The 14,859-nt window shown below is 26.8% G+C and carries 11 protein-coding genes and 1 tRNA gene; 1 reads left to right on the forward strand and 11 read right to left on the reverse strand.

Translation table 11 applies throughout. The annotated features are described in order from the left end of the window. The first annotated feature begins 281 nt into the window (after positions 1 to 281). Complete coding sequence (gene bcp, locus B3086_RS10510) at positions 282 to 755, forward strand: thioredoxin-dependent thiol peroxidase (protein ID WP_346880628.1); 474 nt, start codon at positions 282 to 284, stop codon at positions 753 to 755. Between the two features lie 117 nt (positions 756 to 872). On the opposite strand, the gene B3086_RS10515 is transcribed toward bcp, so the two are convergent. From B3086_RS10515 to B3086_RS10565, 11 genes are all read right to left on the reverse strand, one after another. Further along, the gene (locus tag B3086_RS10515; protein WP_346893373.1) at positions 873 to 3,740 is read right to left on the reverse strand and encodes a VWA domain-containing protein; all 2,868 of its coding nucleotides are present in this window, start codon (positions 3,738 to 3,740) and stop codon (positions 873 to 875) included. A 59-nt stretch (positions 3,741 to 3,799) separates the two neighbouring features. Beyond that, positions 3,800 to 5,587: a VWA domain-containing protein gene (locus B3086_RS10520; protein WP_346893375.1), complete on the reverse strand. Its 1,788-nt coding sequence runs from the start codon at positions 5,585 to 5,587 to the stop codon at positions 3,800 to 3,802. An 11-nt stretch (positions 5,588 to 5,598) separates the two neighbouring features. Next, positions 5,599 to 6,480: a DUF58 domain-containing protein gene (locus tag B3086_RS10525; protein ID WP_346893377.1), complete on the reverse strand. Its 882-nt coding sequence runs from the start codon at positions 6,478 to 6,480 to the stop codon at positions 5,599 to 5,601. A 1-nt stretch (position 6,481) separates the two neighbouring features. After that, positions 6,482 to 7,465 carry a MoxR family ATPase gene (locus B3086_RS10530; RefSeq protein WP_346849287.1) on the reverse strand — a complete coding sequence of 328 codons (984 nt, stop codon included), beginning with the start codon at positions 7,463 to 7,465 and terminating at the stop codon, positions 6,482 to 6,484. 14 nt (positions 7,466 to 7,479) lie between these two features. After that, positions 7,480 to 9,021 carry a pectinesterase gene (locus B3086_RS10535; RefSeq protein ID WP_346880631.1) on the reverse strand — a complete coding sequence of 514 codons (1,542 nt, stop codon included), beginning with the start codon at positions 9,019 to 9,021 and terminating at the stop codon, positions 7,480 to 7,482. Continuing rightward, entirely contained in the window at positions 9,018 to 9,887 is an 870-nt protein-coding gene (locus tag B3086_RS10540) for an ABC transporter permease (RefSeq protein WP_035135537.1), read from the reverse strand. The genes B3086_RS10535 and B3086_RS10540 overlap by 4 nt, the downstream gene beginning before the upstream one ends. 12 nt (positions 9,888 to 9,899) lie before the next feature. After that, positions 9,900 to 10,826, reverse strand: a complete 927-nt coding sequence (locus tag B3086_RS10545) for an ABC transporter ATP-binding protein (RefSeq protein WP_346849284.1) — start codon at positions 10,824 to 10,826, stop codon at positions 9,900 to 9,902. After that, on the reverse strand, positions 10,827 to 13,211 hold the full coding sequence (locus B3086_RS10550) for a hypothetical protein (protein WP_346880632.1): 2,385 nt from the start codon (positions 13,209 to 13,211) through the stop codon (positions 10,827 to 10,829). A gap of 284 nt (positions 13,212 to 13,495) precedes the next feature. Next, complete coding sequence (locus tag B3086_RS10555; RefSeq protein ID WP_346849282.1) at positions 13,496 to 14,221, reverse strand: viral A-type inclusion protein; 726 nt, start codon at positions 14,219 to 14,221, stop codon at positions 13,496 to 13,498. Positions 14,222 to 14,234: 13 nt separating this feature from the next. After that, entirely contained in the window at positions 14,235 to 14,588 is a 354-nt protein-coding gene (locus tag B3086_RS10560; protein ID WP_346849281.1) for a hypothetical protein, read from the reverse strand. A gap of 176 nt (positions 14,589 to 14,764) precedes the next feature. After that, a tRNA-Phe gene (locus tag B3086_RS10565) sits at positions 14,765 to 14,840 on the reverse strand. Positions 14,841 to 14,859 lie beyond the last annotated feature (19 nt).

Here is a 14,859-nt window from a genome sequence, read left to right on the forward strand (position 1 = left end):
TCAGCGACAAGACTTATCTTATCATGATCTTAAATAGATTCAATTTCATTATTTACCTGTTAGCTAGATAATATTCATATATTCCTATATTTTTCACCAACATACTTCTATTTTCTTGTACTGATACACCAGGACAAGTATCCTTATATATGTTTACTATATATGTATATTAATCCTTTTTTCTAGACTTTTTGTATATTTTAATCCCTATTAATGTTATAATATTAATAATAGATATTAGTTAATTATTAGTATTAACTTTCTTTAGGAGGATGATAATAATGAATGATACATTACAATTAAAAAAAGCTCCAAACTTTTCTTTAATAGGTAGTGATAACAATACTCACTCAATTGGTGACTTCTTAGGCAAAAATATAGTATTATACTTTTATCCAAAAGATAATACCCAAGGTTGTACAAATGAAGCTATAAACTTTAGAGATAGCAAAGAATTATTAGATGAATTAGATACAGTAATTATTGGAATTAGTAAAGACACTGTTAAATCTCATGAAAGGTTTATTGAGAAACAAGAACTTAACTTTCTTTTGTTAGCTGATGAAGATAAATCTGTTTGTCAATTATATGATGTTCTAAAAGAAAAGAATATGTATGGTAAAAAGACTATTGGAATAGAAAGAAGTACTTTCATAATAAATAAAGATGGCTACATAGTTAAAGAATTTAGAAAAGTTAAAGTTCCAGGCCATGTAGATACAGTAATTAACTTCATTAAAGAAAATTTAGTATAGATATATCATTTAAAACATATTCTTAACAAAACATCTAACTATTTATATATAATTAAAATGAGCAACCCTTTCACTTACAATAAAAGGGTTGCTCATTTTTAATTTAAACATATATTTTTAATCTTCATTTCTTTCACGCTTCTTTTTTAATAACTCACCTGTGTTAAGCCCCCCATTTTGATTTTTGGATTTATCCCTATTAAATCTATCTTTACATATGCTTATACGCTTTATATTAGTTTTTTCCTGTTTTATATCTAGCTTTTTTTCCTCTAGATCTGTTTTTATGATTTCTTTTTTAAATATATTTTTTTCTTCTTTATTTTTCTTAATTAAACTACCTATCTTTTCTGCTTTTATAGTATTATTTTCTTCTTTGTATTGTTCTATTTTACTTGCATATATCTTTTCTTTAATGTTATAAAAGAGCTTCTTATTTATATACCTCTTTAAACCTAACCTTCTATAAGTTATATCAAATAAAAACAATAACATAGCTGTTATTAATAATAAATTAGTTATATTTCTTTTAGTATGGCCTTTATTACTCTTTATCTCATATATATCCTCTACAGAATTTATAATTTTTCCTTCAGTATCTTCTACTAAAGCTAATAAACTATTAGATTGTTCTTGAAATTTATATTCGGGAGAATATTGATATGCAAACCCTCCTAATTGACTAGCTATAATCTTACCTTGTAACTCTTCAGTAATGTTAAAACTATAGAATCCCAATTCACTCATAGGTACATTTCCTTGATATTTACCAGGTGATACTTGTTTTAATTCAAATTTTGACGTAGTGTTTCCTTCAAAGGTATACGCTCCTTTAACCTTCTTATTATCCTCATGATTGTTAGTCTCATATTGTACTTTTGCAATACTTCCTTCCTGTGTAATACTTAACTCTCCACTATTATCATAATCAATCATTGTCCATGATATTATATTACTAAAAAGTTGTGGTGTTTTTTCAAACGCTAATAAATCTTTACTCCATTGACCATTTACATCTGAGGTAAAAGCTACTACTCTACCAATACCATATTGCCATGCTGCTAAAACCGGTTCATCCATATGAGAAGTCATTATATCTATAGCTGTATTTTTTATAGAAGTACCCACATAACCAAAAAGATGTGGAAATTTCCCTTCATCTATAACATTATTCAAAATATCATGATGAGCAGATACTTTAGGAGTAAATTCTTCATTTATTAAGTATTCCCCAGTAGATATTAATATTTCATTTGCAAATATTCTTGGTACATCTGTATATATATCACTATGATAGTACCTCCCCCCAGCATTATTACTAAGCCATTCTAACAATTGATTATTACTATCAGTACCTATAGACACTGTAGATAAAGTCATTTTATCCTTCTTAATATCATTTATTAAAGCTTTATATTCATTTTCTCCCATACCATCTTGTCCATCTGTTAATAGTATTATATGTTTTATTTTTGCACTACTTTCTTTTTGCTTGTTATAAGCTTCATTTAGCGCTGAATATATAGACGTTCCACCTTCAGCTATAATACTATTAATTTTATCAGAAACCGTATCTTTGTTAGATAGCTTTTGCATAGGTACTGCCCAGCTATATTCTGTATTAAAAGTTACTACACCTATATTATCAGTTTCTCTTAAATTATCTAGGGATCTAATTGCAGCCTCTTTTGCTAAGCTAATTTTACTAAAACTGCCTTGATCTGAAGACAGCATACTAGAAGATCTATCTAATACCAACGTTAAAGATATCTCCGGAATTTCATTTTTACCTTTTTTATCAGAGCTAACAGGAAGTATCTCTTCAAAAACCGAATTCTTATATCCTCCTAAAGCATAAGAATTATCTCCCCCTGTAGTTATAATTGCACCACCATAATCTTTCACATAACTTTCCACATTATCTAAAAAACCCTTAGGTAAATCGTCTACATGGGTATTGCAAAGAAATATTCCCTTATATTCTATAAGTTCATTTATAGATCTAGGTGCAGTACTAGGATTTATCATAGTATAACTACTACCTATGGTCTTTAGATTTTCTTCAAGTCCCTTTCCTTCATCAATTTTTCCTTGTATTACCAAAATCTCTGGTTTTGAAACTATATTAGTATATGTTGTATATTCATTATTATATGAGATTCCATCATTTTCTGGCTCTATAACTACTTTATATGGTTTAAACCCACCTTTATGTTGAATATCTTTAAATAAAAATGTATTATCGCCCTTTTCTATATCAATTTCTTTTTCACTTTTTTTTTCTCTTCCTGAATATACTGATATCCTTGATTTTGTCTTAATATTAGATTTAATATTTACAGTTACAGAAAATTCTTCTCCTATAGCTACTTTGTCAAGTATATCTATATCTTCTATATATACATCTTCTACTTGTTCACTATCTACTTTATATACTTGAAAATCAATCTGATTATCCTTAAAATAAGTTGACGTTTCTAATATATCACCTTGATTTTCTTTTCCATCTGTAATTAAAACTACTCTCTTATAGTCACTATCTTTAAACATGCTTAAAGAAAATTTTATTGCTTCTTCTATATTAGTAGTATTACCAATTGGAGAAGTTTGAATATCATTAAAGCTTTTAGAGTAGGTAAGGAACTGTTCTATTTCTTGATTTTCACCAAAAGTAACTATTCCTATTTTATTATTTGATGGTGAAGCTTCTATAGCACTTTTTACAAATTCCTTTATTTCACCTTTATAATTACTCATACTATGAGATAAATCCAATAAAAATATGGTTGATGATTCCTTTGTCTTAATACTTATACTTATGTTACACATAGCAAGTATAAGTATTGTTATAATAATAAACCTATTTATATTAATAAAACTAATACCTTTGTCTTTTAATTTAATCTTTTTAGATATCAAGTACATTACCATGAGAATTATTGGTATTAAAAATAACAAATATACTTTTTCAATTTCAAAGTTCACTCCAGTCCCCCCTTTCTAATGATTATATAGCTATAAAAAATTAATTTTTAATATATACTTTAATATCCCTTTTTATACAAAACCCATTCCACAATAATAAAAAGCATAATTAAACTTATTATATAAGGTGTTATATTTAACATTCCTTTAATGCTACCCTTGTTATTTGATCTAGCTTCTAAATCTTCTATAGTATCTTCCATTATATTTCCTTCCTCAATAGATGGAAAATTAATAGAGAACATTTCATTAAAACTATGATTATTATCTTCTATAGCATAAACTCCAAGCTCTAAATTTTCCTTTAATATACTATCATTCTCTATAGTATGCACTCTTCCACTGGGAGTAGTTAAAATTAATTCATCATATACTGAACTTCCATTTATTTTTATATCCTCTCCACCAATATAATTACTATTAACTATATTTCTATCTATAAGCTCTTCACATATATAATCAATAAGCATAGGAAACTCTGCTTTAAGTGGCAAATCAGTATCATGAAAATCAAAATTTACTACAGCAATTTTCTGATTATTATGTTTCCCGAGAAATAATACAGATTTATCTCCTATATTTATTAAAGACTTTGCCCATGACGGCATTTCAGTCTTCTTTATTTTAGATGCTATAAAAGTCATATTCTGAAGGTATTTAGGTATATCTTCACTAACTACCACAGCTTCTCCACCAGCTTGTTCACCTAATACACTAAATAAATTATTTTCTGTTGGATTAACTATTAAAATATTACCATCCTGAGGCATATATTCACCTAACATGCCATCAAAAATATATAAATTATATCTATCCTTTTCAGATATATTACTTATATCATTAGTTTTTATTACATCTGCCTTACTAACTACAGACAATGCTTTCTCCAAAAAAACATTTTTATTACTTACAAACAATACTTTTTTATCATCATTATTCTTCATTACATGATAAAATGTATTATCTTCTAATATGGCATCCTTTCCTGATATTTCACCTTTTAAGTAATCTATATCAGTATCTTTTATATTAAAATTAAGTGTAATCTCTTCTCCTTTTTTTAATTTTATGGAGGTAGCTTCTAGTAATTCCTTTTCCCCATAAAGATAAAAATCTCCACTATAATCATCATTTCCTCTATTTGTTATGGTTGATATTATTGATACCTTTCCATCTTCTATTTTATGAGCAATATTATCTATAGATATATTAGATTTGTTTTTATCTAAATAAACTATTCTTCCATTTATATCTCCTATGTCTAATTCTTCATCAGTTATAAATAACACCTCATAATTTTTTAGCTCTTTAGTCATTGATTCAACTAATTTTATAGAACCATTTAAATCCCCTGGACTAAGACTTTTAGTTATGCTGTCAATTTTATCTTTAACTAAGTCCTTATTTTTTGATGCTGTAACTAATACCTCCACATCCTTATTTGCTGTAATAACAGATATCTTTGTACTATTTGCAGCAGATTCTATATATTCTTTAGCTATAGCTTTTCCTCTATCGATACAGTTTTCCTCCTTATTTATACCTAACATACTAGCTGAGTTGTCTATTACTATTATTAAATCAGTATATTCCTTACCAAAAAATCTTATAAATGGATTCATAAGAGCTAATATAATTAATAATGCAATCAATATTTGGAGGAATAACATAATATTTTTCTTTAATTTTTCAAAAGGACTATTAACTTCTAGTGTTTTATATATTTCTTGCCAAAATATTAATGATGATACTGAGAGATCCTCAGATTTTTCCTTTAAAATATATAATAAAATTAAAAAGGGTATGGTTACTAAAAAAAATAATGGCCATATATTCAAAAAGCTCATAAATTTCCTCCTTACCCTAAAAATTTATGATTAAATAAATCTGTTAAAATTATTTTTTCTATATCCTCTTCCGAATTTACCTTTATAAAAGCTCCACCATACTTTTTAACTATGTTTTTTAACATATCCTCATGTTCTTTTATCCTAGATTTATATAATTTTAATATCTTTGGTGTTATTGATACTTTAGCTTCCTCCTTAGTTTCCATATCTATAATATTCTTAGTTCCCATAATCTCAGGATTTCTTTCTTCTTCGCATAATATTTGTATAAATACAACCTGTTGTTTTTTATAAGTAAGATACTTCACTATTTCTTCTATTTCTTCTTCTCCATTAGAAATTAAAAAATCCGATATTAGAATAGACATACCTATATTAGTAAATCTATTTTTTAATATAGTTGATTTCAGGTTTGTTTTACCACTAAACTCTAAGCTTTCTAAGCCATCTATAATCTTAATAAAAGATTCTTTTCCCCTTGACTTGTTAAATAGTTCAGTTCCCCCTTCTTTTAACACACCAATTCTTACCCTATCAAGATTATTAATAGCAATATAGCTTAAGGATGCTGCTATTTTTAAGGCCATATTCCCTTTATTAAATTGTCCAAAATCCATAGATTTGCTACAATCTATAAATATACTAAAGTTACCTTCTCTTTCTTCCATGAAAAGTTTTACAAATAATTTTTCAAATCTTCCATAAGCATTCCAATCTACCCTCCTAAAATCGTCCCCATGAACATACTCTCTAAAATCTGAGAACTCTACTGAAGTTCCTCTAGCTTTAGATTTCCGCCCTCCTTGAGTTCCTTTGGATAACTTAAGATTTAATTTTATACTAATATTATTTAGTTTTTTAAAAAATTCTTTATCAAATTTCCTGTTCATTTTATATAACCTTCAAACTTTTAATAACTTCTTTAATAACCATATCAGTAGTTATACCTTCTGATACAGCTTCAAAATTAAGGAATATTCTATGTCTCAACACTGCATATGCAATATCATTTATATCTTCAAAGGCCACATTAAGTCTACCCTTTAAAATAGCTTCTACCTTAGAACCATTAAAAAGACCTTGAGCTCCCCTTGGACTTGCTCCTACTTCTACATACTTTTTTACAAAATCATTAGAATATTCACTTTCAGGATGAGTTGCTAATATGAGTTTTAGCGCGTATTCTTTAACTGCCTCTGCCATAGGTACTTCTCTTACAATAGACCTCATAGCCAATATATCTTCACCTGTGAGTATATCTTTCAAATCTACATTGTTATTAGTAACAGTAATATCCATAATGTCCTTTAACTCATTTAAGGATGGAAAATCGACTTTTAACTTAAATAAAAATCTATCCATCTGAGCTTCTGGAAGAGGATAAGTTCCCTCCATCTCTATTGGATTTTGTGTAGCTAAAACCATAAATGGATTAGGTAAATTATATGTGGTTCTTCCTACGGTAACAGTTTTTTCTTGCATGGCTTCTAAAAGAGCTGATTGAGTCTTAGGAGTAGCTCTATTGATTTCATCTGCTAAAACTAAATTGGCAAATATAGGGCCTTGTTCAAATTTAAATTTAGTTTCTTCTTTATCTTTAACAATAAGGTTTGTTCCAACTGCATCAGCAGGCATAAGATCCGGTGTAAATTGAATTCTAGAAAAACTTAGCTTTAAGACCTTAGAAATAGTTTTAACTAGTTGGGTTTTTCCAAGTCCTGGTACCCCTTCTAGAAGTATATTTCCTCCACATAAAATTCCTATTAAAACCTTTCTTATTACATCCTTTTGACCTATGATACCCTTAGATATTTCAATTTCACACTTATTTATTTTCTCTACAGTATCTTCTATTAATTGTTTATTTATCTCCATTTTCCACCTCATTCTTATTTTAATTCTTCAAAGTATTTTTTTATTAAATCTTGCAGCGACTTTGGTATTGATTTATTTTTAAGTCCTACTATCTCACTATTAGAATATTCATGAATAATTTTTTCATAGTCTATAGAATCTCCAGCTATGTTTACTCCATTCTCTGTAGTGATACTTTGAGAATTTCCGCCTTCTGATATATTTCCTTTTAAATTTTCATCAGCACCTGTACCTCTATTAGGAAGAAATACTTTTTCACCACTGTTAAGCTTTCCTTCTCCATTTTCTTTATTTCCAGTATCCCATCCACTTCCATTTCCTGAACCACTACCATTTCCCATTCTATTACCTATACCATTGCCGTTACCATTCCCTTGGCCATTCGTTCCATTTCCACTTTGATTATTTTGTGCTCCAGTACCATTTTTATTATCTCCATTATCAGCATTGATGGAATCCTTATTTAAACTTATCAAAGCATTTTGTAACTTACTAAGATCTATATTCCCACTACTAATGGATGCTGCTGCAGAGGATAATGCACCTTTTAAATTTTCATCTGCTATATTAGCAGATATATTCTCAAGATTATTTGAAATTTCTTCTTTATCTTCATCTTTCAAATTCTTTAAATCTTCCCCTAATTTATCTAAAGCTTCTTTAATTTTATCTCCATCCTGAGAATTTATAGCTTCACTAAGCTCTTTCATTTTGTCAATTTTAGATAACTCCTTAGCTATTTTATTTAAAATAGCTAATTTTTCACTTGTTTGTTCTTTGTTTAAATTTAATTTTTTCAAAATATTCTGTATTTTTTTTTTACTATCCACACTATCTAAGTTTTTCTCTATATTATCTAGTTTTTTCTCCAGCTTATTTAAAGCTTTTTCTGTATCTAATTTACTTTTACTCTTCTTTATTTCATCTATAGACTTATCTAATTCCTTTACTATATCTAACTTATCATCCTCTAATAACTCCTCACTACCCTTAGTGTCTTTTTTCTCATCCTTTATTTTTTCTATTACTTCTTTATTAAACTTCTTCATCTTTCTAATCTCTCTAGCTTGGTTTTTAGCAGTAGTCGGAATACATAAAATTATAATCAAAACTGTTAAAATAGCTATTAAACTATATAAATTCTTTCTTTTTATGTGAAAAGGAGTAATTTTTGAAATCTTAATTTCTCTTATTACCTCTATGGTATCTTCCTTCTGTGCATTTGATATGTTGTCATCCTTATTTATTAATTCTAATGAAGTAATTAATCTCTCATTAAGCCCCTTAGAATCTAGCTTAAGAGCTACCTTTTTATTATCTGGTCTAAGCTTATACAAATATACAAATATATAAATACTAATAGATATAGCGAATATAATAAAGCATATTTCAAATAAATTGTATATGGGTATAAATAACCCTAATATACTTGCCATAGAGGAAATACTTAATGCCACTATTAGTGACACTAGTAAATTCTCTATAAATACATTTAGCCTTATTCTTTTTCCACCTTTCTTTATAAACTTTGAAATTTGTTTATCTATATTGTTCATCTTCTCACCTTAATAATTGATTTTCTTACTGGATTTAATCTCCATGCTGAAAGTAATATTAGCAATAATGTTACTATTCCTTGATTTATTAAAGATATAACAAATATTTTATTTAAATTCATATAGTTTATTAAATCAGGAGCAAAGTATAAAATTCCATTTTGTTTAATTAGAATATATATAAACTCAATAGTTGGATTAATATACAACCAAAATGGTAGATTTATTGTAAATGTTGATATTGTATTATTAGATAATGCATCATAATAATCTCTACTAATCACAACAAAACCTATTATAATAGTTCCAATTACAATAAATAAAACCGTTAATATACTTGCCACCGTTGAAGATTTTGAACTCTTAAATACAGTAGACATAAATATCCCTATAGATCCCACATATATAGTTGTGCTTATAAAAAATAGTGTTAATATAATTAATTCTTTAAAACTAGTACCTCCAACTAAGAAGTTTATAGCATATATTGGCATAGTGCTAATAATTAATAAAGCAACTTTTGTTACAGTTGACATTAATTTTCCTAAAACTATTTTCATAGGTGACAGATTAGTTGAAAGTAAAATATCTAATGTCTGCCTTTCTCTTTCTCCTGTGATTGATGTAGCTGTAAGTACTGGTACTATAAACATCAATAATACCGCTTGCCCACAAGCTAAAGCAAAACTTAGTATTGTAAATTTACTTAAATCTATTCCCATACCATATTTATCACTATTTATAATAAAATAAGCCCACATAGCTACTATTGAAAGTATCCCTACATATAACATAACCATTAAATTAAATCTGAAGGTTCTAACTCCTACCTTGCTTTCATTCTTCAATATAGGATTAATTTTCATAATTCTTTCCCCCTACTTCGATTCCTTTTCAGTAATCTTTATGAATACATCCTCTAAATTTTCACTTACTTGAGTAAAAGAAACAATAGGTATATCCTTTAATACCAAAGCCTTAATAGTATTAGATATTTCTATTTCTCCTCCATTGAAAAAAACTGTAAGTTCTTTTGAATTTTCCTTTATATTTGTTATATATGGAAGTTCACTAAGTATAACCTTTGATTCCTTAACTTTATCTCTTACTATTATTTTTAATGGATTATTACTACTCATTCTGCTTAGTAAGTTATTTATACCACCGGAGTATATCAAATTACCTTCTTCTATAATTCCAACTGATGTACAAATTTCATTCATTTCAGAGAGTATGTGAGAACTTATGATAACTGTCTTATCCATGTCTTTGAGATTTTTCAAAATACCCTTCATCTCAAATCTAGATCTAGGATCCATTCCTGAAGCTGGTTCGTCAAGAATTAACAGCTCTGGATTATGAACTAAACTTCTTGCAAGGCAAAGTCTTTGTTTCATCCCTCTAGATAATCCGTCTACATAGGCATGTTTTTTTTCTTCTAAGTTAACTAATTCTAGTAAATCCATTATCAAATCTTTTGATTCTTTTCCTACAATCCCATAAATAGATGCATAAAACTCCATATACTCTATAACTTTTAGGTTCTCATAAGATCCAAAGAAATCAGGCATATATCCGATTTTTTCTTTTAACTTTTTATTATCCTTTAAAGCATCTATCCCATCTACATATATTTCTCCACCGTCAGCCGGTAATAGTCCAGCAATGATTTTCATAGTTGTACTTTTCCCTGCTCCATTAGGACCAATAAATCCAAATATATCCCCTTTTTTTAGATGCATATCTAATCCATTAACCGCTTTATATTTACCATAAAACTTTTCAAGATTTATTATAGTTAACATCTACTTCACCTTACCCTTCACAGAAATATCCGGAATTCTAGTCCACTCTTCATTATTACCATGAATTTTAATTTTAATATTTCCATCTAAGATGTAGTCTTCTATGTTAGTTAAGCTTAACTCATCATCAAAATTTAATACTTCATAATCTTTAATCTTGTAATTGTAAATTTTATACTCACCCTTCATTTTGGAACTACCTTGAGAGTAATTCTTTTGAAAATTAATACTTTCTATAACTACATCTTCTTCTTGTAATTGATAACTAAGTATTAATTCCAAGTTTCCACTTATTGTTCTTTCATTAGGGTCATAATGTCCATCTACATTACTTTGTTCCATTATATATGGTACAAAATAACCATATGGATATTCTATAGTGCCATCTTCTGACTTATAACTTATATTTATATCATTTATGAATATAGTATCATTTTTATTCAAAGGGGCTTTACCATTTACTTTTAAATCATATTCTACTTCCTTTTCTGTAACCGCAATTAGTTTAGAAGTATTTTTATTATTATCATGCATAGAGTTATTATATAAATAATCCAATAACTCACAAGTTCTTAACTCATACTTTTTATTATCTTTATTTTTATTACCATTATTATAATTATCATCTCTAATTTTATTAGTTATTTCCCACATATTTAATGCTGAAGTAAATTTATCACTATCCTCTACAGATATCTTTTCACCATTAGCTAAACTTCCCAAATCCCATATTTTATATGGAGTAATAACCACTAACTTTTTAATATCACACCCTAAATTATTGGTAATATATCCCGTTAGCTTACCACTATAAAATTTCAATTCCTGCTCCAATGGTTCAAAGGTAGTATTAAAATTACTAACCTGAAAAACTTCCGGACTAAATGAAGACACTTCACCAAAATTATAGTATGTCTTATCCCCTTCTTTTATCATATTTAATCTCATAGTTGCATTTTCATTGCTATTATAATTATTATTATATCTATAATAGTCATTGGTATTTTCTATGAGATTTAGATTTATATCTTCTGGTTCTTCTATTACTACTTTTCTACTTTTGGCTGTTAATACCCCTAGATAACTCTCGATCTTTGTCTGTCCATCTAAATCTACTGATACAATATTTACTTTATTCGCTATAATGTCTTGTACCCTTGAATTACTGCCTATAAAATATATAAGAACTGTAAACCCAATAGATATTATCGGTATTAATAACCATACATAATCTCTTTTATTTAGCCTCTTCAATACAATATAGATTAGTACGCCTATAATTAATATATATATTATAAAAAGTATTATCATAAGCTGAAAAGATGGCAGACCTATATCCTTAACTGTACTTAATAATGAATTTAAATTCCAAAATCCTTCTCGACCATTGTCAATTTTATTATTAAAATCTGATGTTATTTCTCCCCATACTAAATTATTTTCACTTGATTTTGAAATCTTTTCTGTAGCTAAATCCCAGGGAAATACAATAACCTGTCCATTTTTCTTAATAATCTTGCTTATAAAATTATTATCCTCAAACAAGCTCATAGAATCTTCGATATTCATTTTCACTGCTAATACATTTACATTACCTTCTCCAATACTCATGTCCCGTGATATGGCTTCAGAAAAAGTACCATTTATAATTTTATTATTAATACCACCTATAACCTTTTTATAATTCTCTCCCGTACCAACTACTAAAATTCCTCCATTAGATACCCATTGATTTAAATTAGTTATATTATCCTCTGTTAATTTTAACGTATCATAATTATTTATAATTATCATATCAATAACATCTAAAAACTTAGAATTTTTCTCTATAACTTCTTCTGATATACTAACTGGAATTAACTTTTTATTCCTCATATCAGGATTATTATTCATATTGACATTAATATTAGATATATAATTTAAACCATTAAAATCATCAGTCAATACACCTACTAATATATCTCCATCATTTAATCTTCCTTTATTAACATTGATTGTTTCTTCATGTATAACTTCATTATTATCTGTAATTAACCTTACTTTAAACTTATTCACAATATTTATGTTGTACCACAAGCTCTTAGTTGTATTTTCAGCAATATTTATATTTTCAGTATTTAAATCATATTTATTTGTATCTGGAACCAATGTTTCAATTTGTATCTTCCCCTGAAACTCCACCCCATTGTTTGTAATCACTAAATTGATAGGAGTTTTACTATTAATTTTATATCTTCCATCTACCCCATAAGAAGCCTTTAAATTTATGTTATATTTATTATCTATTGCACTTGCTATATTGAAATTTAAAATATTATATATAAAAATTATACTTAATATAGTCAGTATGAACCTGGATTTTATTAATTTGTTTTTTAAAATCATTAATTTACCCCCTAATTAATCTAAAAACATCTATTATTTATGTCTAATCTATAAATATATTTAGTTTAAATTGAATATATTTATTTTTTTTATTTTTATTTACTACATGTTTAATTTTAGCATAGTTTAATTAGTAAATTTATTACAAATACATTACAATTTATTTATATATTGCTTACAATTTATTTACGAAATAATTTTGTAAAAATCTATATAAAATATATATTTATAAAAAAATGTAGATAAGTTTTATTTGTATAACCTATCTACATTTATATTTATATTTATTCTTTTTGTAATTCTTCTTCAGATTTTTTCTCTTCATTTTCATTGTTTTCTAATTTATCAATTTCATTCTTAATTTTATCCTTCATCCTATTAGCATTTTTATTTATATTTCCTATCTCATTGGATATCTTAGATTCTATATTCAATATACCTTTACTTAAGCTAGTTAATTTTTTATTATTATACGAATTAGAATTTTCATTGGGCTTAATATATCCTGATTCAACTTTTAATCTATTTTTTATCTCTTTTAGTCTACTTATATATTCAGTAGAATGACTTATCTCTATTAGTTCATTTAAACTAGCAGATATTATAACTCCATCCTTTACTTCATCCTCAGTTACTTTATTCTTTTCTGCTTCTACTTTTTTTGCTTCAAGTTCCTCTTTTTTCTTGTCTATTTCTTTTTGCTTCTCATTCATTAATAATTGTTGTATTTGAGCCTCTACTTCCTGGATTTTACTATTTATTTCTTCCATCTTATACTTTTTTTCTTCTGGACTCATCTGCTTTTCTCTTAAAGCTTCCTTTTGGTGCAATAATTCTTGCTTTATCTTTTCAAAATTATTAAGTAGCTCATTTTGATTATTTTTATTATTGAATTTTAAACTTTTACCTTCTTTGTTTTCTTCATCCACTTTAATATTTTTAAACAATGAACTTGTTTTGTTAATATTATTATTTTGTGATATGTTTATTCCCATTGCATTTATTTTCATTTTCTTTATCTCCTTATTTATTTATAATGGTATTTAAAATTTCTTCTTCTTTATCTATATACTCTCTAATCTCTGGATTATTTAATAACTTTTCTCTTACAACTTCAGTTATTATTCTATTTTCATTCATTAAATCAATTAGACTTTCGGCCACTATAATATCTCCTTCTGGCTCATTATCTTTGTCTACTTTTTTTATATTATCTTTAGTTGGCTGCTTTTTAAATTTATTTAATTGTTCCTTAAAGTTTTTATTCTTGTTATTATTTAAATCATCATTAATTCTATTTGATTTATTAAGCTTTTTAACTTTCCTATTTTCATAAATTGTAAGTTTTTCAGTATCAAGATATGTTCTGTCTACCATAATACTCTCACTCCTATCAAACTCCATTACTTAATTATCGTATTCTTATATTTTATATTAATAGAATAATTATCCAAAATCCTAAAATAAATAAAATTTAATTGATTTATACTATAGCTTATATTAGTTATAAAAAACCAATAAAAAAAGAACCTAGATTATAAAATCTAGATTCTTGGTGGCTCGAGCAGGAATCGAACCAGCGACACGAGGATTTTCAGTCCTCTGCTCTACCGACTGAGCTATCGAGCCACGTTAAAAACCTGGCAAC

This window comes from Clostridium sp. UBA871 (genome assembly GCF_002295255.1).
In the GTDB taxonomy this organism is placed as follows: domain Bacteria; phylum Bacillota; class Clostridia; order Clostridiales; family Clostridiaceae; genus Clostridium_J; species Clostridium_J sulfidigenes.